This is a genomic window from Desulfovibrio desulfuricans (assembly GCF_024460775.1).
In the GTDB taxonomy this organism is placed as follows: domain Bacteria; phylum Desulfobacterota; class Desulfovibrionia; order Desulfovibrionales; family Desulfovibrionaceae; genus Desulfovibrio; species Desulfovibrio desulfuricans_E.
This window is the reverse complement of record NZ_JANFYZ010000008.1, coordinates 91745-115161: the sequence shown is the minus strand read 5'-3', so window position 1 is coordinate 115161 and position 23417 is coordinate 91745. Positions and strand designations below refer to the sequence as shown.

Here is a 23417-nt window from a genome sequence, read left to right as displayed (position 1 = left end):
TCCCTTACCCTCCAAGGCGCTTTGCATGACCCTTACAATTGTCGCCCTGCTGTTTCTCCTGCTTGTAGGCATTTATATAAATGCCAGGATGCGTACTGCGCGCCATCTGCGCTGCATCACAGAGGAGAAGGGCGATATTGCCAGGGCCTCCGGCATGACGGCCAGCATCGGCGTTTTTTATCCTGATGTGAGCGCCACTGTTGTTATGGGCGTTTCTGAGGAAATCGGGGCGTGTTATTACCGTGTGCTGCGCGACGGCAAGGTCATCAACCGCAGCCGTATCAATCTGGCCAACATCAAGCGTGTGGAACTGCTGATTAACGGCGATGTGCGCAATGTGGGCATTTCATCCGCGCAGGCCACCAGTTTCCTCAAGGCCACCGATGTGGCAGGCAGAATACTTTCTCAATATTCTTCGGCAGACCTGCGCGTCATGCTGCGTGCTGGCCTGCGGATTGTTTTTGCGGGCGAAAGCGGTGCAGAGAAGCAACTGGAGATAACAGTGCTGCGCATGACTGACGAGCGCCACAAGTTCAAGCGCATGGAGCTGCTCAAGGATACCGTGTGGTGGGTGGTCTTTCTGGACAGTGCAAGCGCCAATGCCAGACACATCAGAGAGTACTTTGAAAAGAGTGAACCCCCTGATTCTGATGGAGAATTTTTCTAAAAAAATAGTTAATAATTTCAGTATGTTATAAAAAAATACCACGATACCGTAACCACCTGAAATTACAAAGAATAATCGCATTCAACATTTGGCTGCCCAACAGCCCGATACATTGCTTTTTGGCGTGAACTGTGCTTTTTAAAGGGGTGGTTTACTGCAATTGTCGGTGAGTTTATCAGGCTGGGGCTGTATGACGCCCCCAACGCGTCATTAGGCGCTTGTTCGCGCCAAATCTTTCATGCTGATCCCCCCCCCAGGAACGACGTTTAGCGATGACCCGTCTCGGTGGAAAATAAAGCCGCCGCCGTTACGCCGTGCGTGTTTTGAGCGCCGTGCGCCACGCCATATGGAGTTATTCATGAGTATCAGACCTATTGCGAAAATTTCAGTTGTATTGGGGCTTTGCCTTGCCCTTGTCGCCTGCCAGAGCGACAAAAAAGGACAACCCGACATGCGCTTGCCGGTGTCGGCTGTTGAAGTAACCGTTGCCGATGCCTCCTGGCCCAGCCAGTTCCAGGCGCAGGCCTCGGGTTCACGCGCTGTTGAAGTGCGCGCCCGTGTTCAGGGCATTATTGAAAAGCGCCTGTATAACGAAGGCGATTTCGTTAAGGCCGGGCAGCAGATGTTCCAGCTTGAACGCGATCAGTACGAAGCCCAGGTGCAGCAGGCGCAGGCCCAGTACGTGAACGCGGAACGTGAATGGAAGCGTATTCGCCCTCTGTACGAAAAGAACGCCGTTTCGCAGAAAGACCGCGATTCTGCCCTGGCAGCGTACGACAGCGCCAAGGCCTCCCTGCGTCAGGCCAAGATCAATCTGGATTACTGTCAGGTGGTGGCGCCTGTTTCCGGCTACAGCAGCAAGGAAAACTACACCCCCGGCAACCTGGTGAGCAACAATTCGCTGCTTACCTACGTGAACCAGACAGATCCCATGTACATTGACTTTTCCATCGCCGCGCCTGACCGCATGCTGCGCCAGCAGCTTGCAGCCTCGGGCGTTCTGGTGTTCCCCAAGGACAACCGCTACAAGGCCAGGTTGCGCCTGCTGGACGGCACCATGTACGGCACGGAAGGCGACGTGACCTTTATCGACAGCCAGGTGCAGCCCACCACGGGCGTTATCAAGGCCCGTGCGGTGTTTCCCAATGCCGACGGGCAGATCATGCCCGGGCAGTATGTGCGCCTGTTTGTGGAAGGCGATATTCTCAAGAACGCCATTCTTATTCCGCAAAAGTGCGTTGTCGTGACCCAGAAGGGTACCGTGGTCATGGGGCTGGACAAGGACGACAAGGTCTACCCCATTCCCATCACTGTGACTGTGGCTGTGGGAGATCAGTATCTGGTGGGTTCCGGCCTCAAGGGCGGGGAACGCATCATCAGTGAAGGTATCATCAAAGCCCGCCCCGGGACTCAAGTGCGCGTGCAGCAAGCCGGTGGGCAGCAGCCCCAGGATGCCGCGCCGAAGAAGTAGGTAGCATATGGCTGTTTCTACAAAGCCGAATTTCTTTTTGCGCAGGCCGGTTCTGTCGGCCGTTATCTCCATTGTCATAACCCTGGTGGGCGCGCTGGCCATGAAGGCCCTGCCCATCGCACAATACCCCGACCTTGTGCCGCCCACGGTCAACGTGAGCGTGTCGTACCCCGGCGCTTCTGCGGAAACCATTGCCTCCACGGTTCTGGCTCCCCTCGAAGTGAATATCAACGGTGTGGAAAACATGCTCTACATGACTTCCATTGCCGCTTCGGGTTCCGGCTCGGGCAACATCAACGTGTACTTCAAGCTGGGCAGTGATGCCAACATGGCCCTGGTCAACGTGAACAACAAGGTTAACCTGGCCCAGGCCACCTTGCCGGAAGATGTGCGCAGGCAGGGCGTCACGGTCGTCAAGCGTTCGCCCGCCATGTTGCAGGTGTTCTGTTTCTATTCGCCCGACGGGCGCTATAGCGACGTGTTCATCCACAACTGGGCCCAGGTCAACGTTGTTGACGAACTCAAACGCCTCAACGGCGTGGGCGACTGCTCGCTTTTTGGCAGCATGGACTACTCCATGCGCATCTGGCTGCAGCCGGACAAGCTCGCCAAGTACGGCATTACCACACAGCAGGTAACCTCGGCCATCCAGGAGCAGAACTCCCAGTACGCGCCTGGTCGATTGGGCGACATGCCCACGGCTGACTCCACCCAGCTTACCTGGCAGATCGACACCCAGGGCCGCCTTGTCACTCCCGAAGAATTTGGCGAAATCATCGTCCGCTCCGGTGATGACAGCGCCATGCTGCGGCTTAAGGATGTGGCGCGCATAGAACTGGGCGGCAAGGATTACAGCGTTCTTTCCAGCTATAACGGCATGGGTGCCCGCATGGGCGCCGTGTATCTGTTGCCGGGCGCCAACGCCATCGCCACGGGCGATATGGTAAAGGCCAAGCTGGAGGACATTGCCTCGCGCATGCCCGATGGCTTGGCGTATACCCTGCTGGTGGACAACAACGACTTCGTTATCGAATCCATCAAGGAAGTGGTGAGCACCCTGGTCGAAGCCATGATCCTGGTGTTCATCGTTGTTTACGTCTTTCTGCAAAACTGGCGCGCCACGCTCATTCCCTGCATTGCCGTGCCGGTATCCATTATCGGCACGTTCGCGGGTCTGTACGCCTTTGGCTACACCATCAACACGCTTACGCTGTTCGCTCTGGTGCTTGCCATCGGTATCGTGGTGGACGACGCCATCGTTGTGCTTGAAAACGTTGAACGTATCATGAGTTCGGAGCATCTGCCGCCCAGGGAGGCGACAGCAAAGGCCATGAACGAAGTTACGGCCCCGGTTATCGCCATTGTGCTTGTGCTGTGCGCCGTGTTTATCCCTGTTTCGTTCATGGGCGGCCTTGCGGGGCAGATGTACAAGCAGTTTGCCATTACGATCTCGGTATCGGTGGTGCTTTCGGGCATTGTGGCGCTGACGCTCACTCCGGCGCTCTGCGCCCTGCTGCTCAAGCCGCATGCCCATGACCACACGCCTGCCAAGGGCTTTGTGTGGTTCAACTATGTGTTTGGTCGCATTACCCGCCGCTATGTAAACGCCGTGCGTTTTGTCAAAGCCTCCGCCTGGCGTGCGCTGGCGCTCTGCGTAGTCATGGTTCTGTGCATCGTGGGGCTGTTCCGCGTAGTGCCCGGCGGCCTTGTGCCGGATGAAGACCAGGGCTACCTGCTTGGTCTGGCCATTCTGGACGATGGCGCGGCCCAGCCCCGCACCCGCGCGGTCAACAAGGTGCTTACCGACTTCATGCTCAAGAACCCTGCGGTCTTGAGCGTGGGCACGCTCTCCGGTCTGGACATCACCTCCATGGCTGCCAAGAGTAACTACGGCACTTTCTTTGCCCTGCTCAAGCCCTGGGGGGAACGCAAGGATCCCAAGGATGCAGCCAGCGTCATCGTGAACACCGTGGGCGCTGTAACCGTGATGCAGCCCGAGGCCTTTATCTTGGGCTTTACGCCGCCGCCCATCAGCGGCATGAGTAATACCGGTGGTTTTGAAGGCTATGTGCAGATGCGCGGCAGCGGCAGCCTCAAGGACATGGAAGAAGCTGCCAACAAGCTGGTGCTTGAAGTGACCTCCAAAAATGCCGACGGCACGCCCAAGTACCCGGCTGTGGGCATGGTGCGCAACCTCTTCACTACTGGTTCGCCCCAGCTCTACGCCAACCTTGACCGCGAACGCTGCAAGGATATGGGCATCAGCATCGCCGATGTGTATTCGGCCATGAGCGCCACATTCGGCAGTTCATACGTCAACGACTTCAACCTCATGGGCCGCACCTTCCAGGTACGTCTGCAGGCTGAGGCGGATACCCGTGTGCTGCCTGAAAGCCTTAACGACATATACGTGCCCAATAAAAATGGCGAGATGGTGCCCCTGACTGCAGTGATGTCCCTTGAGCGCCGCACCGCACCCCAGGTTGTGGAACGCTACAACGTGTTCCCCGCAGCCCACATCATGGGTGCGCCCACGCCTGGGTATTCTTCGGGTCAGGCCCTCAACGAAATGGAAAAAGCCGCTTCTGTGGTTTTGTCCTCCGATTATCAGCTGGGCTGGGTTGGTACCGCCCTTCAGGAAAAAATGGCAAGCGCCGACACCACTGTCATCTTTGTGCTGGCGCTGGTCATGGTCTTCCTGATTCTTGCAGCACAATATGAATCCTGGTCCTTGCCGCTTTCAGTGCTCACGGCCGTGCCTTTTGGCGTGTTCGGAGCCCTGTTGGCGACCTGGGGTCGCGGGCTTTCCAACGACATCTACTTCCAGGTGGCGCTGGTGACCCTGGTAGGTCTGGCGGCTAAAAACGCCATCCTTATCGTGGAATTCGCTGTTGAGGCCTGGCGCGCCGGGCGCAGCCTTGATGCGGCGGCCATCCACGCATCCAAGCTGCGTTTTCGGCCCATCGTGATGACCTCGCTTGCCTTTATCCTCGGCTGCGTGCCGTTGGCCATCAGCACGGGCGCGGGCGCAAACAGCCGCCACGCCATCGGCACGGCGGTCATCGGCGGCATGCTGGCGGCAACGTGCATAGCCACGCTGTTTGTGCCGTTCTTCTTCAAGGCCATCATGCAACTCTCACTGAAACTGCAGGGCAAAACTGATCCGAATGCGGGCAGGGACCACCTTGCGGAAGACCAGGAGGACGACATATGAGCGCTTCCGGCAAGGCCCCGGGCATAATGCTCAAGACACCTGCATTGGTGCTGATGCTGGCCATGCTGCTTTCGGCATGCTCTCTTGCTCCGCGCTATGACAGGCCGGAGCAGGAAATGCCCAAGCAGTGGAGGGCAGTGGATATGGGCTCAGCGCCTCTGCATACCGACTGGTGGAACAGGTTTAACGACCCTGTGCTGTCAGAACTGGTTGAAGAAGCGCTGAAAAACAATCAGGATCTGGCCGAATCCATGGCCAAGATTGAATCTGCCGCCGCGCAGGTGGGCGTAGGCACGGCCGCGTTGATGCCCGTCATCAACGGCACCGGTTCCGCCGCCGCTCAGGGCGCATCAGAAAAAGCCGCCAACACGGTGCCTTTTGACCAGAGCAAGTTGTCGCGTTCTACCACAGCCTATCAGGGCGCTCTGAGCGCCTCCTGGGAACTGGATTTCTGGGGCAAGATCCGCAACCAGTACACCATGCTCAGCGATATCCTGATGACCACGGTTATTGGGCACGAAGCCCTCCGCCTCTCGGTGGCCGGGCAGACGGCCCAGGGCTACTTTGCCCTGCTGGCGCAGGACATGCAGCTTGATACGGCCCGACGCACCCTGAAATCGCGTGAAGAATCCTTCCGGATTTATACCGCCCGCTACAAACAGGGCGATATTACCGAACTCGACTGGCAGCGCGCCCGTGCAGAGGTGGAAACCGCCCGCGCCCAGGTGCACACCAGCACCGTGGATGTGGACAAGGCAGAGGCCGGTCTGGCCGTGCTGCTTGGCCGCTCGCCCCGCGACATAATGGATCGGGCCATGAAGCGCGGACAGGGCATCCACATGTTGCCCGCGCCGCCTGTGCTGCCCGCTGGCCTGCCTTCTGATCTTCTGGAGCGTCGGCCTGACGTGCGCGCCGCAGAATTCAGCATCATGGCCTACAACGCCAATATCGGCGTTGCCCGCGCACAGTTCTTCCCCTCCATCTCCCTCACGGGCATGCTGGGCTCCCTGAGCGCTTCCATGGGCAACCTCTTTACCGGCCCCGCTGGTACATGGAGCTATGGCGCAAGCGGTACGGTGCCCTTGCTGGATTTTGGCCGCAACTGGTATAACCTCAAGGATGCCGAAGCCCAGAAAAAGGCAGCCATCGCCGTGTATCGTAAAACAGTGCAGACGGCCTTTGAAGACATCCGCACGGCGCTGACATCGCAGCGTGAGGCCGACCACATCGTGAGCAGCATGCAGGTGCAGGTTGAAAGCCTGCGGCGTGCCGCCCAGATTGCTGGCCTGCAATACGACAACGGCTATACGGACTACCTGACGGTGCTGGACGCCGAGCGTCAGCTTTTTGCTGCCGAACTGCGGTTGGCGACAGCGCTGCGCGACAGACTTGATAGCGTCGTCAGCGTGTGCATGGCCCTTGGCGGCGGTTGGCAGGACCCCGGCACAAGCCCCAGCTTCCCTGTGGTGAACACAGAAAAGCTGTTGCAGGAGCAGGCTGGCGGACGGGCAAGCGCGCCTGCGGCTAAATCCGAATAATATACGAACTGAAGCGGCATGCTGCCGCTGACTGATAAACAGGGGGGGGAGGCGTCTGACGGCGCTTCCCCCACTGTGCGTTTATGTGCATATTCGTCCGTATCTGGGAACTGAAGCCAGCCCGGCCCGCTCGCGGGGGCTTTACAGAAGGGGCGGGCCTGTCGTAAAGGGAAAAACATGGATAAAAAGTTGCCCCTGATTTTTCTTTCTCTTTGCGTTGCGCTGGGTTTGTGCTGCTCTGCGCCGGATTTGGCATGCGCCAAGGAAAATCCGGCCTCGACAGATCAGACTGACAAAAGCACACCTCAAAGTGCCCCCCCCAAATCCAGCGCCCAGCGTTCTGGCGAGAAAAAAGGGGCCTCCGCCAAGGCAAACCGGCGCGAGGGCAAGCAGAAGGAAAAGAACTCCAAGGGTATTCACGCCCCAGCGTGGGCGTTTGGCGGCGGGGCGCAGAGCCGGGATGCATGGCGGGAAGGCACAAGCACCAACGATCTGCAAAAGCGGGCCGTGGGGGATGACGCGCCCAAGGAAAAATCAGTAAATACAACGGCCAGCATCAATTCCGCCCTCAAGGGGCCGCCAGCAAAAGAAGAACACAAAAGCGGCATGGCAGTGAGCGTGGGGCAGGAAGACTCCGCGTGGCGTAAGAAGGGAGAGCATGAACTAGAGGCGGACGAAAATGTCCCCATGCAAAGCCGCCATGTTGTGCGGGCCTATGCGGATGTGGACGCGGGCGATGACCTGAGCATCAGGGTCGGGCCGGAGCTGATCCTCAAGGATGAGCAGCGCGAGCGCGCCAATGCCAACAAACAGCCCGAATCCGCCTTGGGGTTGGGCATGCAGTTCAAGCTTGACTTCTAGCCCTGCCGCAGGAGTGGGTAATTGTTTGTCTGTGCGTGCGGGGTTGCGTAAGGAATGGCTGCCCCACAGCGGGTGAAGGGCCGTATGGGGCCTTACTGAACGTTCTGCGCAAGGATAAGATCCACTTCATCCACGCTGAGGCCAGCGTTTTTGGCGATCTGCCGACTGCTCAGGCCTTTGCGGTGTCCATTTAAAATCAGTTCCCGCAAAAACTGGGGCGAACGGCTGATGCCCTCGGCCTGTTCCAGCAGGCGGCGCAGTTCATGCGTGCGCGCTTCCAGCTTTTCATCCAGATTCCGCAACTCCGCCTGCCGTTGGGCAAACGTAGCCACTATTTCTTTTTCCAGCCGTGCGTTCATTTCTATGCGCGCCAGCAGGCTGTCCTGATTGCCCTGCAAGGCGTTGAGCAGGCCCTCTGACCGGCGCAAACGCATGTAGAAAACAAGCACACCGCCAAGGATGGCAAGCTCGAAGAGGGAAAAGAGCATGATAAGTGCGTAAAGCAGTGTGTCGTTCATACTTTTATGTTCAAAAGGTTGCCCACAAGCGGGGATGAAGTTTCACCCGCTGGGGTTTCCGGTTCAGGGGGGGGCCGCCGCCTTCTGCGGCTGCCAAAATGGGGTGCGCCCTGGTGATCGGCATCCGGGTTCAGCGCCGTCTGGGTTCCGGGTTCTGTGCGCGTTACCTGCTGCTGCTCCTGCTTTGCCATGGCGGCGGCAAGAACGCGCGACATGGCAGCCGATGCCTGCGGGGCGACAGCGGCGGCATTGCTTACGGATGTGGCCAGGCTGGTCTGGGCATACAGCACGGCCATGGTGGCGTCAACGCTCATGGAGGCCTCCTGTTGCCGGTTCCGGGGGCCTGACGACCTTCAGCAGGTCGCTTGTGCAGCAGCAGCGGGTGTGCCTTGCGTAGGGCCACGGGCGCTGTCGTCTGCTGGCTCCACTGGCCTGCAGATGCTGCTGTGGCTATTCGTTCAGATAACTCTCAAACAAAATGTCATCAATGCGCCCCTGCGTCAGGTAATCGTTCAGCACCCCGCTGAGGTCTTTTTTTATGGTAGCCGTATTGGCCGGATTCAGCAAAAACTCGTCCGACTTGCTGCTCAGGTAATAATACAGGGCATCACGCAGAGGGATGAGCTTGTGGTCAATCTCCATGCCCACCCTGGGGCTTTGGCTGACTGTTGAAAATTTGCAGATCAAAAAGCGCGCCCCAGTAGGTGTTTGCCGGGGAATAACGAAGGGTGCCAGTTCCTTGACGCTGTCAGGCTGGGCAGTCGGTGTTTTCGCAGAAGGCACCACGATCACGTCTGGCTTGATTGGCTCCGGAGGCGGCGGCGGGGGGGTGCGCAGTACAAACCACCAGATTGCAGCGCCTGCCACCAGCAACACGAGCAGGCCAGCAGCGGCAGCAATGAGCAGCAGCTTTTTTTTCTTCTTGGGTGGTTCGGCCCCTTCTTCGGCTACCTGAAGTGGGGCTTCCTCGGTTTTGGCCGGGGGAGGAGGCGCCTGTTCCACAAGGAACGGGGCATCGTCAAGATCAAGTTCGACCTTGCGCAGGCTTGTGTCCTGGCTGACCGCAACCTGAAGTTCATCCTTGACGGGGGCGTCTTTCAAATCCTGCTTTTCAGCCACGCGCCTCTCCTGACAATCACGGCCTGTTCATCTGTTCCATGCCGTGACCAGCACTACACTACCGCAACCACTAAGAACAAAAAACCCGCCCCGAACCAGGTGAGCGCATGCAGCGCTGACCCCGGCCAGGAGCGGGCCGTCAAAGCCAGGGAAATTTGGCGCTGTGGCCAAAGGCAGGTTGCCTGCGAAAAGGCTGGCTGCCCTGCGTGGTTATTTATGTATATCCGCGCCACGCATGCTTGCCGGGCGAATGCACATCGCCTCTGGCAAGTTTTTCAACATGGAATGCTCTAGGGGAAAATCTTGTCGATTTTCTGCTTCATCGTGTCCGCAGTGAAGGGTTTGACGATGTAGTTGGAAACCTTGGCCTGCACGGCTTCAATGATGTTTTCCTGCTGGGCTTCAGCAGTGACCATCAGAAAGGGGATGTTGGCAAACTGCTCGCTTGAGCGGACCTTGCGGAGCAGATCAATGCCTGTCATCTGGGGCATGTTCCAGTCCGAAACGATAAAGTCGATCTTCTCGCGGTTCAGAACTTCCCATGCCGAGGTGCCGTCATCGGCTTCCACCACGTTCTGAAAACCAAGCTGGCGCAGAATGTTGCGCACAATACGGCGCATGGTGGAAAAATCGTCAACCACAAGAACACGCATATTCGGATTGTAAGGCATGAGAAGAACTCCTTGAAGCGCCGTCAATATCGGTTTGCAACAGACGTTGCAGCCGTGCGCCACTGTCTGTCGTAAGCTTATATTTCTGTGCCTTCGCCGTAGAGATTATGAAATTCCTTGCGAAGGCGGCTCAGGGCCTGTGAATGTAATTGTGAAACCCTGCCTTCAGTGATGCCCATGACTTCGGCAGTTTCACGCATATTCAACTCATCAGTATAATACAGCGAGAGTACCAACTTTTCTCTTGGCGTCAAGCGGTCGATCAGCGGTGCCACGCGCTCCACAAGCTCTTGCAGGGCAGTGCTGCGGAAGGGTTCTCCGCCTTCGGGGCCTTCGCCCGAAATCGTGTCCTGAATGGCGTCAAGTGAAATCCAGAGCTGGTTTTGCAGGGCTTCAAGCCCCTGCCGCACATCACGCATGTCGAGGCCGGTGATCTTTTGCAGCTCGTCCTCGGTGGCCTGACGGCCTTGCTCGTGTTCAACCTTGCGCATGGCTTCATCAAGCACCCGCACACGCTGACGCAACGACCGGGGAAACCAGTCAAGGCGGCGCAATTCATCGAGCATGGCTCCCTTGATGCGGCTTTCGGCATACGTTTCAAAGCGGATGCCGAGCTGCGGCCTGAACTTGCCCAAGGCTTCCATGAGGCCCAGGGTGCCGGAGCTGATCAGCTCCCCAAGTTCTATGCTGCGCGGCAGTTTGGCTTTGAGCCGCAAAGCGAGAAAGCGGATCTTGGGCGCATAGTGACGCACCACGGATTCCTGCTCTGCCGGTGAAAAGCTCTCCCAAGGGGTTGCCCCGGTTTCGAGCGCTTCCCAGGGGCAGGGAGCTTGCGCTTGCGCTGTGCCGGTCTTCATGTTGGTTTCCTTCGGATTTGCCTCTTCTACCCCGTGGCATCTGGATGCCTGTTGTGCCTCGCTCCACCTGCCCGCCAAGGCTGGTTGCGCTGCGTTATTGACTCGTTGAGGTTATGAAGCGTTGTTTCTGTCGCAAAAGGCTTTTCAGGCCCGGAATCCCATCCGCAATTCTAGCGGAACAGCAGTTTTTTCCAGAAAAACTTGATGTTGCCGTCGAGGTTTTCGGGGGCTTCCCATGCGCTGATGTTCTTGGCCAGCGACATGGTGGCCTTTGCCGCCGGGCTTTGCGGTTCGCTTATGCAATAGGGCAACTGCTGCACCACGGCCTTGCGTACGCCTGTATCGCGCGGGATGACGCCCACAAGTTCCAGGGAGACGCCGCTGAGAAAATGGTCGCAGGCCTGATGCAGACGCACAAACATGTCCTTGGCCGTCTTGAGGTCCGGGGCCATGTTGACGCACACCTTGAAGCGTTCAACGCCGTGATTGTTTTTCAGCACCTTGATGAGAGCATAGGCGTCAGTGAGCGAGGTCGGTTCCGGTGTGAGCACCACCAGGCGCTCCTGCGCGGCCATGTTGAAATAGAGCACGTTGTCGCTGATGCCTGCACCTGTATCCACGATGAGGTAGTCAAGTCCGTCTTCCATTTCATCAACGGCTTCAAGCAGTTCAAGCTTCTGACCCGTGGAAAGGGTGAGCATTTCGCTCATGCCGGAGGAAGCAGGCAAGATGGAAAAGCCGTAAGGCGTGGGAAAGAGTATGTCCGAAATGGTGGCCCCTTCGTGAAACAGATGAAAAATATTCTTCTGCGGGGTCAGACCAAGCACCACGTCTACGTTAGCCAGGCCGAGGTCGGCGTCAATAAGCACCACCTGCTTGCCCAGCTGCGCAAGGCAAATGGCAAGATTGACCGAGATATTGGTCTTGCCTACGCCGCCCTTGCCAGAGGTGACGGAAAAAACCAGAGGGAAAGTGCCGCTCATCTGTCTGCTCCACATGTTATGGCTCATGCCGCGCTAGGCGGCCTGGCCGGGAAGTTGCCTTTTGAAAATAAGACGCCAGACCAGCGGCTCGGTGGCCGGGGCAAGGCTTTCCTTGAGTTCCGCGCCGAACGACAGTGCTGAAACCGGCAATCCGGCAGCGCAGGCCACATTCACAATATTGCCGAAGCTTACGGCTTCGTCCAGCTTGGTCCATACAAGGGAGCCAGGCCCTTCAAATTTATATCTTTGTAAAAACGCCTGTGTTTGCAGCGCGTCAAAAAATGGCGAAAGCGTAAGGTGCGTAGCTGCTTCCACAGTATCCAGGCCCATGTCGGCCCGCCAGTGGGCAAGATTGCCGTTGCGGTCAAGGCCGGGAACATCAATGAATACGGCGCGGGCCTCTCGTGTGGCGGCCAGGGCAAGCTCCATGGCGGCCTTGTCGGGCGCTTCCATATACGTAAAATTGGAAAGTTCCGCCCAGTGGCGCAAAATCAGCCTGCCGTTGCCGCGCAGGCAGTCGGCGTTGATAAAGGCAATGCGCGCTTCTGGTTCGTGTTTGCGCAGGTGCAGTGCAAAGCGCAGGGCCGTTGTGGTTTTGCCAAAACCGAAAGGCCCGGCCATCAGGTGGATGCGCTGCCGCCACTGTTCCGCGCCCCAGGCCTTAACCGGCACCATGCCGCAGAGGCATTCAAGCACAGAGGCTCCGGGTTCCGCCAGCAAGCGCTGATAAAGGTCAACCGCCACAGAGTCAGAAACACCTTCGCGCTGCAAATATTCCAGAGCAACACGCTGGCGGGGCGTAAGGCGTTCAAGCTGAATGGCTGGCTTCATCAAGGCAAAAATCTGATCCTTGAGATGCATCCATTCCTTGTGCCATTCGCCCCAGCCAGCAGGCGCGCCTGCGGCTTGCGCTGCTTCGGCCTTGGGGCGCTCGATCCCGGCAGTTATTTCATGGCAGACGGCACCGTTCTTACGATAGGTGCGGTTGCCCAGGATAACGGCGTCAGGCCCCATCTCGGCCTTGATTCTGGCCAGAATTTCCTGTGATGTGGCCCCTGTGAACGTCTTTACCTGCATGGCCCATTCCTTTGCCTAACGGTTCTATATCGCCCAGCGGCGCATCTGTGCCGTTTGTTTGACGACAGACCAGTAGTTGCAAATTCGGGGCCAACTTGTTGGCCAGTATTGGCCCATGCGGTTACAATCACGGGAATGCAGCTTTTGGCATAGACAATACTAGCTGGTGGAAAAGTAAAAGGCAACGAATCCTGATAGCTGGAGAGGAATATAAAAAATAAAGCGGCGCTCTGACACAAGGGGTCGGAGCGCCGCGCAACGTTGGGGCTGGCCGGATTATTCGGCGCTTACCACGCCCACAGATTGCAGCCGGATGTCGGGCGGAATCTCCGCCTGCGAGATGACCGGCACCGTGGGCAGAAAGCGCGTGACAATCTGGGCCAGATGCGGGCGGATGAGCGGCGTCACCAGCAGCACGGGCTGGGCATCGGTATTCACCGCATTGTCGGCAGCCGTGCTGATGTTGTTCACCAGCCGCTGGGCCACCGCCGGATTCATGGAGAGGAAGGTTACGCCGTTGTCGGCATGGCGAATGCCTTCCTGCACCATACGCTCGGCATTGGGCGCAAGGGTCAGCACTGAAAGCGTTCCCTGGCTGTCCAGATACGGCCGCACAATGGCGCGGGAGAGTTTTTCGCGCACATATTCTGCCAGCGTGTCGGGGTTTTTGACGCTTGTGCCAAAGTCGCCCAGAGTTTCCACAATGGTGAGCATGTCGCGTATGCTGACGCTTTCGCGCACCAGCAGTTGCAGTACTTTCTGCACCACGCCAAGGGGCAGCACATTGGGCACCAGGTCTTCCACTGCCTTGGGCGCATGCTTTGCGACCGTGTCCAGCAGACCCTGCACGCCCTGGCGGTCAAGAAAGTCGGCCAGCTGACGCTTGAACACTTCCGTCAGATGCGTGGCGATAACCGTTGCCGGGTCAACCACCGTGTAACCCGCAAGCATGGCTTCCTCGCGCTGACTGTCGGGAATCCACAGGGCAGGCAGGTTAAAGGCAGGCTCGCGCGTTTCAATGCCGCTGATCTTGGTGGTCACGTTGCCGGGATCCATGGCCAGAAAGTGATCGACCAGAATTTCTGCCGAAGCCACCTGATTGCCCTTGATAAGCAGGGCGTACTGGCCGGGCTTGAGCTGAAGGTTATCGCGCAGGTGCAGCGAGGGGATGACCACGCCCATGTCCAGCGCGAACTGTCGGCGTATGGAGCGGATGCGGGCCAGCAGGTTGCCGCTCTGTTCTTCGTCCACCAGAGGGATGAGGCCGTAGCCCACTTCAAGTTCAAGTGTATCAAGGGGCAACAGTGCCTGAACCTCTTCCGGCGTGTCGGCAGTGCCTGAACCGCTCTTCTTTTTCTTGTCTGCCTTGGCCTTGTTGGCGGCCTCCTGATCCTTGTTTTCCGTGAGGCGGCTCACCACAAAGATAAGGATGGATATGCAGAGGAAGGGGATGGTCGGCAGGCCGGGCACCAGCGCAAACAACAGCAACACGCCCGAGACCATCTTGAGCGCGCGGCTGTTGAAGGTAAGCTGGGCCAGAAATTCTTCGCCCATCTTGGCTTCGGAGGCGGCGCGCGAAACCAGCAGGCCTGTGCCGGTGGAAACAATGATGGAAGGTATGGTGGAAACCAGACCGTCACCGATGGTCAGCAGGGAATAGGTGGTGAGGGCTGTGTTCCAGTCCATATCCTTCTGGACCATACCGATGATGATACCGCCCACAAGGTTCACCAGGGTGATGAACATGCCTGCGTTTACGTCGCCCGAAACAAATTTGCAGGCACCGTCCATGGCGCCGTAAAAATCTGCTTCCTTGCGCAGCCCTGCACGGCGGGCATTGGCCTGTTCTTCATCCAGCAAGCCAGCGTTGAGGTCGGCTTCAATGGCCATCTGCTTGCCGGGCATGGCGTCCAAGGTGAAGCGGGCCGCCACTTCTGCGATACGCGTGGTACCAGCGGTGATAACGGTCTTGTTCAGAATGAACAGGATCATAAAGATAACTGCGCCCACAACGTAGCTGCCGCCTACAACAAACTGGCCGAACGCGCGGATGACTTCGCCCGCGGCGTTTGCGCCCATATTGCCGTTGAGCAGAATAAGGCGGGTGGACGCCACGTTGAGCGCCAGCCGCAGAAGGGTCGTGACCAGCAGCAACGAAGGAAAGATGGTAAATTCCAGCGGCGAGGTCATGAACATGGTGGTTACAAGCACCAGCAGTGAAATGGAAATACTGACGCAGAGCATGAAATCGAGAAAAAACGTGGGCAGAGGCACCAACATGACAAACAGGATGATGACCACGCCGGCTGCAAGAAATATTTCGCCGTTTTTTGAAAATCGAGCGTAATCAAGCTGGGGGATTACTGCGGCAGCCATTTTTATGACACCTCTCTGCGTTGGTTCCCGAAAGCGGGTTTACCCTGGAACGTATGGGCAAGATGGAAAAAGTCCATGTCTTTTTAGTGTTTTACCACTTTGGGCTTGATCTTCCAGATGCTGGCCAGCACGGAAGCCACAGCTTTGTAAAGCTCTTCGGGAATCATGTCGCCCACCTCTGTGGACTTATACAAAGCCCGTGCCAGAGGCACGTTTTCGCGAATGGGAATCCGGTTTTCGCGGGCTACTTCCTTGATTTTTTCGGCCAGATGGTCTGCGCCCTTGGCAAGCACGATGGGGGCGGGAGCTTCCGATGTATTATAGCTCAGGGCCACGGCTATGTGCGTGGGGTTTGTGACCACCACATCCGCCTTGGGCACGTCTGCAAGCATACGCTTGCTCATCATTTCCATCATTTTTCTGCGTTGCTGCCCCTTGATCACGGGGTCGCCATCGGTCTGTTTCTGCTCGTCCTTCACTTCTGACTTGGTCATCTTCATGCCTTCGTTATAGGCATAGCGCGACTGCCATACGTCAAAAATGGCAATGGCAATGATGGGCAGAAGTGCATAGCTGGTCAGCTTGAAGGCCATTTGCAGCATGTAGGTCGCCACGCCTTCGGTGCTGGCGTAGTACATGGGCAGAAAGTTCTGGTGTTCCTTGAAGATGATCCAGCCGGGGATAATGCCGAGAACAAGAGAAAACAGCAGGCTCTTGATGGTGCGCAGGGCTGTTTGCGGCGATGCCAGCATCTGCTTGAGGCCCTGAACTATGTTGAAGCGCTTCAGGTTGGGGCGCATCACCTTGGTTGTCCAGAGTTTGCCCACCTGTAAGCGCTGCGCCAGAAAGGCCAGAAATCCCAGAGTCAGCAGGATTGGCATGATCATGCGGGCAATTTCAAGCGTGACGTCAATGCTGAGGCTGTAGACGTTTTCAGGATTGGGATCGAACTCCCACGAGTGGCTGAGAAAGTGGCGGAAGAGGCGCTTGATGTTGTCGGCCATAGGGCCGATCCAGGCATAAATAATACACATGCCCCCCAGCAGGCTCACGGCCTTGCCAAGCTCCTGCGCTTTGGGAACATTGCCCTCCTCACGCTGTTTGCTGACACGTTTTGGAGTGGCTTCTTCTGTTCTGCTTGGATCTTGCTGTGAACCGAACATGCTCTTACCGCCCTGGCTTGGTTGGCGCTGTTAAGCGCTTTGCCCTGGCAATAGCAAGAAATATGCCCGTCAGAGAACTGGCGGGCATATCAGATATGGGCGCAACGGTCATTGGGCGCATGGGCTTCCTCCTCATGTACGCCATCTGTTGCGAGCTCTTTGAAATCAGGGAGTTTGCCGATCCTCTTCCTCCTGCCACCACCAGCGGGCGCGCTGGCAGAGCAGGTCAATATCGCCAGCGGCGGCGAGGTTGAGCATCTGCCGGTACTGGCGCACAGCCTCATAGCTGTATGGATTGGCCTCAAACAGGCCAGCGAACATGCGCGCGTCTTCTGTCAGCATTTTGCGGGCCGCGTTCTGGCGGCGGCGGAACGAAGGCGTAAGAAAGGGCAGCAGATCCTCATGCTCCGCCAGCAGGGCAAAATAAGCCAGGCTGGTGATGAAGTTCATGTTCTGGATGCTGGCCATGGCCTTGTCGTGCTTTTCAGCAGTGGTGCAGAATACACGGCAGCCAAGGGCTGTAAAAAAGCCCGAGGCCAGCTCCACATGCTCTTGCACCGCATGGGCCCCCGGCACAATGGCCACGGGCTGGTCTGCCTGCGGATCCGGCTTGGGGCCAAAGAGGGGATGCGTGCCCACCACTGGCCCTGCCCAGATTTTTTCCATCTGTTGCAGCGGGATTTCCTTTACCGAGGTTATGTCCGCCAGCACAGCCCCAGGGAGCAGATGCGGGCAGACCGTAGCAACAACCTCGCTGAATACAGCGGCAGGAACGCAAATGATGGCCAGATCGGCCCCCGCGCAGGCGGGAGCAAGAGCTTCGGGCGTCAGGGGCACGTCCGCGCCCGCCACGTTCAGCCCTGCCGCCTTGGCGCGGGCCAGCAGCATGGCGCCCATGCGGCCGGTGGAGCCGACAATGACGGTTTTTACGGGATTGCGCGGGCAGAAGCCGGTAAAGCCGTCAAATCCATCCTCCGCAGCGGATTCCCCGCCGTTCTGGGCGGCAGGGACGCCGTTGCTGCCTTGATTGCCGTTCATGCCAGTTGCTCCCAGATATTCCAGAATTGCGGAAAGGATTTGCGCACCACCAGCGGGTCGTCCAGCAGGTCGCGCACGTTTGTTTCAGGCTGGCGCAGCCCCAGCAGGGCCAGAGACATGGCGATGCGGTGGTCGTTGTGGGCCGAGAGGGAAACGCCCTCGGGCAAACGCGGACAGTCCGGCTTGCCGTTGCCGCGTCCGGCCAGGCCGTGAATGAGCATGCCGTCTGAAAGCTGGTCAATGACCACGCCAGCCTTGGCAAGCTCCTGCGCCGGGGCGCTGATGCGGTCCGACTCTTTATAACGCAGATGGGCCACATTGCTGATGCGCGTGGAACCCTGCGCAAAGGCCGCCAGAACGGCCACTGTGGGCACGAGGTCGGGGCAGTCGCCCATGTCCAGCTCCACGCCATGAAGGGCGGAGGGGTACACAGTGACGGAATCCTCCGTCATGGTCATACGCGCGCCCATGCGCTGCAAAATGCCCAGCATGGCGCGGTCGCCCTGCAGGGAATCCGTGCGCAAACCTTCGACCCTCACGGGCTTAAGGCCCAGTGCGCCAGCGGCCAGCAGATAGGAGGCACCAGACCAGTCGCCTTCAACTGTGTAGTTGCCCGCGCGGTACGCGCCGGGATGGACTGTCACGCGCAGGCAGCCGGGATGCGCGGCCTTGAGCTCGCGCCATGCGCCAGGAGGCAGCATTTCCCACGGGGCATCGGCCTCGGCGCGGGTTTCCACATCAAAGCGGATGCCATAGTCGGTCAGGCATTGCAGGGTCAGCCCCACATAGGGCCAGGAAACGGCTTTCTGCCCGCCAAGCGTTACGGACAGGGGCGCAGGCCCCATGGGGGCAGCCAGCAGCAGACCCGAGAAATACTGGCTCGAAATATCCATGCCCAGGGTCACCTCTCCCTCGCACAGCGCGGGGTTGAGGCCCTTGGCGTGCAGCACCAGAGGCGGGCAGTCGGGCTTGCCTTCAAAGGTGACGGCAAGCCCCAGCTTTTTGAGTGCGTCCGTCAGTTCGGCAATGGGTCTTTCGTGCATGCGCGGCGCGCCGTGTATGCGAAATTCGCCCTCGCCAGCGGCCAGCACGGCGGTAAGTAGCCGACAAGTGGTGCCGGACTCTTCCACATCACAGGAGAGGGGCGCACCCTCTGCGCCGCCGAGCGGCTTGCCGCCCATGCCCGTCACGCGCCACGCGCCGGAGGCCTGAGTGCTTTCGGGCAGGGTTTCCATGCCCGCCCCGGCCCCGCACAGGATGGCGCGGGTGCGTTCGAGGTCGCGGCTTTCAAGGGTATGCCGCACGGTGGAAACACCCTGCGCCAGCGCCGCGCCAATAAGATAGCGGTGTGAAACGGATTTGGAAGCGGGTGCGGTAACGCTTGCCGTGGCCTGCTTTTCGGCCTCGGTGATGATAATGGTGCTCTGGCTCATGAGGCTGGCTGCTCCGGTGTTTCCGAGTGGAGGTCAAGACGGTCCAGTTGCGGCCCTGTGGGATAGCTGCCCAGTATGCGGAAGCTGGTGCAGACTTCGTGCAGTTTTTCCAGCAGGGGGGCGTAGCGGGGATCTTCCAGATCACTTTCCACATCGGCAAAGAAAACGTATTTCCAGCGCTGGCCGCGCAGGGGGCGCGATTCCAGCTTGCGCATGTTGATGCCGTTGCTTGCCAGCAGGTCAAGCACGCTCGAGAGCGCGCCAGCTTTGTCTGCCGTGGTGAACAGCAGCGAGGTTTTGTCCGCGCCGGTATGGCCGGGCTGCGGGCCGCCCGTGCGGCTACCCGAGCGTGCATCGCCGGGGCCGATGATCACAAAGCGCGTCCAGTTGCCCGGCTCGTCCTCAATGCGGCGGGCCAGAACGGCAATGCCCATGAGGTCGGCCAGCTTGCCGTGACCGATGGCGGCTGCGTCTTCCTTGCCAGCGGCGTACTGTGCGGCGGCAGCGGTGGATTCCACCGGCACAAGGCCAGCGCCGGGCAGATGGGCGCGCAGCCACGCGCCGCACTGGGCCAGGGGCTGGGGGTGGGAATACACGGTACGCACTGCGGCCAGCGAGGGCGCGTTGCTCAGCAGACAGTGCGAAATGCGGGAAAACAGCTCGGCCTGAATATGCACGTCGTACTTGAGGAACAGGTCAAAGCTCACGCCCACGGTTCCCTGAAGGGAATTTTCCAGCGGCACCACGCCGAGCTCGCACTGACCGGAAGCCACTTCCTGAAAGACCTGCGTAATATCGTTGCAGGGGCGGAACTGGGCGGCATGGCCCAGGTACTCCACGCCTGCAAAGTAGGAAAACGTGCCTTCCGGGCCGAGATAGGCCACATTCTGGGGTCGCTGCAAGGAACGGGAGGAAGAAAATATCTCGCGCCAGATGGCCCGCAGATGATCCTCCGGCAGGGGGCCGGGGTTGCGCGTAGCCAGACTGTCCAGCACTTCCTTTTCCCGCAGGGGCTTGAAGATAATGCCCGGCACGTCGGCCTTGATACGTCCCACCTCAAGGCTCAGGGCCGCCCGCTGGTTAAAGAGCGTGAGCAGATCCTGATCCACGGCGTCAATCTCGTGGCGGATGGCGGCAAGGCGCGCGCCCGCCTCATCGGGAGAGGCTGCCTGACGGTCTGCTGCGGCTGCGGGGTGGCCTTTGGGCCAGTGGCTGTTGCTGTCGTCCATGCTATATCTCCCGGATGTCTTCGCGGATGCGCATGCCAAAATGGCGGCCGGCTTCGTCCAGGCGGCACAGCACGGTATCGCCGGGCTTCAGGCCCACTACGCTTACCGGTTCGCCGCCGGGGGTGGTCAGGCGGATGGTTTCGGCATTCTGCAAAAATACCGCGCCGGTTTTGACGCCGTCTTCGGTGGTGACCTGGGCTTCAACCAGCAGCATGGGGCGCACTTCAATCTTGACCCTGCCAAGGGTGGCAAGGCTTGTTTCGCCGTTGGCGTCCACGATCAGCACTTCCTGCCCCGCCTTGAACTCGCCAAGGTAGGTGGTTTTGTCGCCGGGCAGGCGCACGTAGGCATGCACGGCCCCCGCATTAACCCTGAAGGGGCGGGCGGCCACATATTCGTTGCGCTCGGTTTCCGCATGCACAAGAAAGGTAAAGGCGCTGGAATTGCCCACCAGCATGCCCTGCCCCTTGCGCAGGATGGAGAGCGTGTCGGCGCAGACGCGGTGCCCGAGGCCCACGGATTCCACACGGGTGATCACGGCGGGCTGCAGTTCTTCATGCCCCTGCGCGAGCTTGCACTGGCTGACAATGGTCTTGAGATCGGCCACGGCCTCTCTGGATACAACAATGCCCGCCACACCGCGTTCCAAAATTCCTGCGGCAAGGCGGGCCTCGTCCAGCGTAGCGGCCTCAGCCAGAACGCTGTCGCTCTGGGCCAGAAGGTTTTCCACAGGTATTACCTCCCAGCCGCGAGCCAGAACCACACGCTCGCCCTTATGCAGCCGTTCGAGCACGGCTTCTTCGTCAGCCTTGACGCTGAGCGCCATCATGGCGGTATCTTCGGCAGCCCACACAGGGCAGCGCGAAAGACCGGAAACTTCTTCCACATGCTTGCGCGGCACAATAACGCCGTCCACGCCGGATTCCAGCGCCAGTGTCACATCGCCCTTGTCAAAGGGAACGCAGTTGAAATAGATGCGGGACATGCGGCTTATTCTCCTACAATTTCCATGGCCTGATCCACGGAAGCGTTGTCGTGAACGATGGCGCGCAGGGCCTTGACCAGAGCAACGCGGTTGGGATGCTGGAAGACATTGCGGCCCACGGAAATACCCGCGCCGCCAGCGCTCAGTGAATCCTGAACCATCTGGAGGATCTGGCGGGTGGAATCCATGCGTTCGCCACCAGCGATAACCACGGGCACACAGCAGGCGGCCACTACTTCAGAGAAGCTTTCCACATCGCCGGTGTAGGGCACCTTGACGATGTCCGCGCCCAGCTCAACGCCCACGCGGGCGCAGTGGGCCACCACGTCCTTGGCGTAGCCGTTCTGGATCTGGGGGCCGCGGGCGTACATCATGGCCAGCAGCGGGATGCCCCAGTTGTCGCACGATTCGGCCACACGTCCCAGATCGGCCAGCATGAGGCGTTCATTGGGGTCGCCCAGATTGACGTGTACCGAAACGCAGTCCGCGCCATGTTTGATGGCTTCTTCAACTGTGGCTACGAGGGTTTTGGTGTTGCCGAGGGGGGAAAGAGCGGTGGAGGCGGAGAGGTGGATGATAAGGCCGATGTCGCTGCCCGCGTTACGGTGCCCGCAACGCACAAGGCCCTTGTGCATGAGAACGGCGTCAGCGCCGCCCGTGGCCATATCGTTGACGGTGTCGCGCATGTCCACCAGGCCTTCAACCGCGCCGATGGTCACGCCGTGGTCCATGGGAACAATGATGGTACGGCCATTTGCGCGGTTGATGATACGTTCCAGGCGGATTTTTTTTCCAAGGTACATGGGCTCGCTCCTTTCAGTCTGCTGCTTTAAGGTGACCCGCATGGAGCGGGGTTTGCCGCATCTTTTCCGGCGGCCCATACAAAAAAAGGGCCGCTGGCTTGTTGCCTGCGGCCCGTTGAACTTTCTAACTTTTACGCGTCAGCAAAGCTCCCGACCACAGGCTCCGGTAAAGTACGCAAAATAATACCAGCTAAAGATGCCGGCGGCGTAGGAGGAGGTGTGGTTGGAAGAAATGCGCTGCATGAAAGTATCCTTAAAATTTTCTAGGTAAAAAGCTACGCGGCATGCAAAAGCCTGTCAATAGAAAATTGAAGTTTGCATGCAAATTATTCGCAAAGTCAGGCTGCGCCACGCTCTGCGGGGTCTGAGGGGGCGTCCGGGGCTGTTGTTTTGCGCCGCAGCTTGCGCGTTTCAATGCGCTTGAGCACAAAGTCGCCGGGTTTCACGCCTTCTGGCACTGCCGAGAGGGGAAACTCCGCGCGGGCCAGATTGCGGTGCCCGCCGGCCTCGCCCACATCGTAAAAACAGGCGTCCGCAAGACGGCCAATGTCCCGGCCGCCATCGCCGCGAAATATCACGATAACGGTTTTGTCCACCACGCCGCTTACGGCTATCCACCGCAGGCCATGCACCCGCGTGAAAAAGTCCGCCACGGCCACCAAGAGGTCTGCGCTGTTGACCTCGTTGAGCGAGGCAAAGGCCCCGCCGCCGCGGCAGTCGGCAAGGGAACGGAATGCGCGTGAAAACAGCGGCAGCCATTCCCGCAGGTATTCGCTGCGCAGAATACGGCGCAGCAGGCCGTTATCCGCATGGCGCGAAAGCCACTGATAGGCGCGGAAATCGTCTTCGCCGCCAGAGCGCTCAAACGCCGCCGTATCTGTGCGGATGCCGTAGAGCAGGGCTGTGGCCAGCCTTGGGCCGGGGCGCATGCGCAGAGCCTTGAGATAGCGGGCCATCATGGTGCTGGTGGCGCCCATGTTGGGGCGGATATCGCGCAACAAAGCCGGGCCAGCCAGTGAACATGCCGTAATATTGTTGGCGGCGCGGGGCAGGGGATGGTGGTCGATGATGCAGTCAAAGTGCAGGCCCTGGAAAGCCTTGCTGTGGTGCGGCTGGGAATCCACCATTGCAAGGTGGGTGTACTGGTCGGCATTTTCAGGCTGCCAGGGGCGCACGGGGATGTTCAGGTAGCGGATCATGGCCAGGTTGTCGGGGCGGGTCACCTCATTGATGCGCGCAATATCCACGCTGTGCACCTTGTGGATCATAATACGCTTGAGCGCCAGCGCCGATGCCAGGGCATCGGGGTCGGCATTGATGAGGATGCACCAGTGGTCGTCCTTGCTGAGACCTGCCCGCCATTTTTGCAGCAGGGCGATGTGGTCTGTGGCGCCAGCCATGATTCTCCTTAAAC

At 59.1% G+C, this 23417-nt stretch carries 20 protein-coding genes; 5 read left to right on the top strand and 15 right to left on the bottom strand.

The features are described from left to right. Positions 1–25 precede the first annotated feature (25 nt). The 5 genes from NE637_RS11055 to NE637_RS11035 all read left to right on the top strand — a co-directional run bounded on the left by NE637_RS11055 (position 26) and on the right by NE637_RS11035 (position 7751). Positions 26–667 (top strand): thioredoxin, encoded by a 642-nt coding sequence (locus tag NE637_RS11055; RefSeq protein ID WP_227118952.1) that lies wholly within the window; start codon positions 26–28, stop codon positions 665–667. 358 nt (positions 668–1025) lie between these two features. Further along, positions 1026–2138 carry an efflux RND transporter periplasmic adaptor subunit gene (locus NE637_RS11050; protein ID WP_192112190.1) on the top strand — a complete coding sequence of 371 codons (1113 nt, stop codon included), beginning with the start codon at positions 1026–1028 and terminating at the stop codon, positions 2136–2138. Positions 2139–2145: 7 nt separating this feature from the next. Then, complete coding sequence (locus tag NE637_RS11045) at positions 2146–5352, top strand: efflux RND transporter permease subunit (protein ID WP_215646712.1); 3207 nt, start codon at positions 2146–2148, stop codon at positions 5350–5352. Continuing rightward, positions 5349–6890, top strand: coding sequence for an efflux transporter outer membrane subunit (locus tag NE637_RS11040; RefSeq protein WP_227118950.1), 1542 nt, complete (start codon positions 5349–5351; stop codon positions 6888–6890). Before NE637_RS11045 ends, NE637_RS11040 begins: the two co-directional genes overlap by 4 nt. Positions 6891–7067: 177 nt before the next feature. Next, the gene (locus tag NE637_RS11035) at positions 7068–7751 is read left to right on the top strand and encodes a hypothetical protein (protein WP_227118947.1); all 684 of its coding nucleotides are present in this window, start codon (positions 7068–7070) and stop codon (positions 7749–7751) included. Between the two features lie 92 nt (positions 7752–7843). Here NE637_RS11035 and NE637_RS11030 read toward each other — a convergent pair whose 3' ends face one another. From NE637_RS11030 to NE637_RS10960, 15 genes are all read right to left on the bottom strand, one after another. Further along, the gene (locus tag NE637_RS11030) at positions 7844–8269 is read right to left on the bottom strand and encodes a hypothetical protein (RefSeq protein ID WP_227118945.1); all 426 of its coding nucleotides are present in this window, start codon (positions 8267–8269) and stop codon (positions 7844–7846) included. After that, positions 8266–8583, bottom strand: a complete 318-nt coding sequence (locus NE637_RS11025; protein WP_192112194.1) for a hypothetical protein — start codon at positions 8581–8583, stop codon at positions 8266–8268. Before NE637_RS11025 ends, NE637_RS11030 begins: the two co-directional genes overlap by 4 nt. 136 nt (positions 8584–8719) lie before the next feature. Then, on the bottom strand, positions 8720–9388 hold the full coding sequence (locus NE637_RS11020) for a flagellar basal body-associated FliL family protein (RefSeq protein ID WP_192112195.1): 669 nt from the start codon (positions 9386–9388) through the stop codon (positions 8720–8722). A gap of 290 nt (positions 9389–9678) precedes the next feature. Further along, positions 9679–10059 (bottom strand): chemotaxis response regulator CheY, encoded by a 381-nt coding sequence (locus NE637_RS11015; protein ID WP_192112196.1) that lies wholly within the window; start codon positions 10057–10059, stop codon positions 9679–9681. A gap of 77 nt (positions 10060–10136) precedes the next feature. Then, positions 10137–10916 carry a FliA/WhiG family RNA polymerase sigma factor gene (locus NE637_RS11010; RefSeq protein ID WP_192112197.1) on the bottom strand — a complete coding sequence of 260 codons (780 nt, stop codon included), beginning with the start codon at positions 10914–10916 and terminating at the stop codon, positions 10137–10139. A 170-nt stretch (positions 10917–11086) separates the two neighbouring features. Continuing rightward, complete coding sequence (locus tag NE637_RS11005; RefSeq protein WP_022657631.1) at positions 11087–11899, bottom strand: MinD/ParA family protein; 813 nt, start codon at positions 11897–11899, stop codon at positions 11087–11089. A gap of 33 nt (positions 11900–11932) precedes the next feature. Beyond that, positions 11933–12976, bottom strand: a complete 1044-nt coding sequence (locus NE637_RS11000; RefSeq protein WP_192112199.1) for a flagellar biosynthesis protein FlhF — start codon at positions 12974–12976, stop codon at positions 11933–11935. Positions 12977–13252: 276 nt separating this feature from the next. Next, the gene (gene flhA, locus NE637_RS10995) at positions 13253–15352 is read right to left on the bottom strand and encodes a flagellar biosynthesis protein FlhA (RefSeq protein ID WP_192112200.1); all 2100 of its coding nucleotides are present in this window, start codon (positions 15350–15352) and stop codon (positions 13253–13255) included. An 83-nt stretch (positions 15353–15435) separates the two neighbouring features. Then, positions 15436–16515, bottom strand: coding sequence for a flagellar biosynthesis protein FlhB (flhB, locus tag NE637_RS10990; RefSeq protein ID WP_192112201.1), 1080 nt, complete (start codon positions 16513–16515; stop codon positions 15436–15438). Positions 16516–16680: 165 nt separating this feature from the next. Continuing rightward, on the bottom strand, positions 16681–17412 hold the full coding sequence (locus NE637_RS10985) for a prephenate dehydrogenase (RefSeq protein ID WP_227118994.1): 732 nt from the start codon (positions 17410–17412) through the stop codon (positions 16681–16683). Positions 17413–17549: 137 nt separating this feature from the next. Then, a complete protein-coding gene (locus NE637_RS10980) occupies positions 17550–18986 on the bottom strand; it encodes a 3-phosphoshikimate 1-carboxyvinyltransferase (RefSeq protein WP_227118943.1) in 1437 nt (478 codons plus the stop codon). Beyond that, positions 18983–20215, bottom strand: a complete 1233-nt coding sequence (pheA, locus tag NE637_RS10975; protein WP_227118941.1) for a prephenate dehydratase — start codon at positions 20213–20215, stop codon at positions 18983–18985. Before pheA ends, NE637_RS10980 begins: the two co-directional genes overlap by 4 nt. A 1-nt stretch (position 20216) precedes the next feature. Next, positions 20217–21200, bottom strand: a complete 984-nt coding sequence (locus tag NE637_RS10970) for a 3-dehydroquinate synthase II family protein (RefSeq protein WP_215646704.1) — start codon at positions 21198–21200, stop codon at positions 20217–20219. Between the two features lie 5 nt (positions 21201–21205). Continuing rightward, positions 21206–22003 (bottom strand): 2-amino-3,7-dideoxy-D-threo-hept-6-ulosonate synthase, encoded by a 798-nt coding sequence (locus NE637_RS10965; RefSeq protein ID WP_192112206.1) that lies wholly within the window; start codon positions 22001–22003, stop codon positions 21206–21208. 338 nt (positions 22004–22341) lie between these two features. Further along, positions 22342–23403, bottom strand: a complete 1062-nt coding sequence (locus NE637_RS10960; protein ID WP_256267734.1) for a DHH family phosphoesterase — start codon at positions 23401–23403, stop codon at positions 22342–22344. Positions 23404–23417 lie beyond the last annotated feature (14 nt).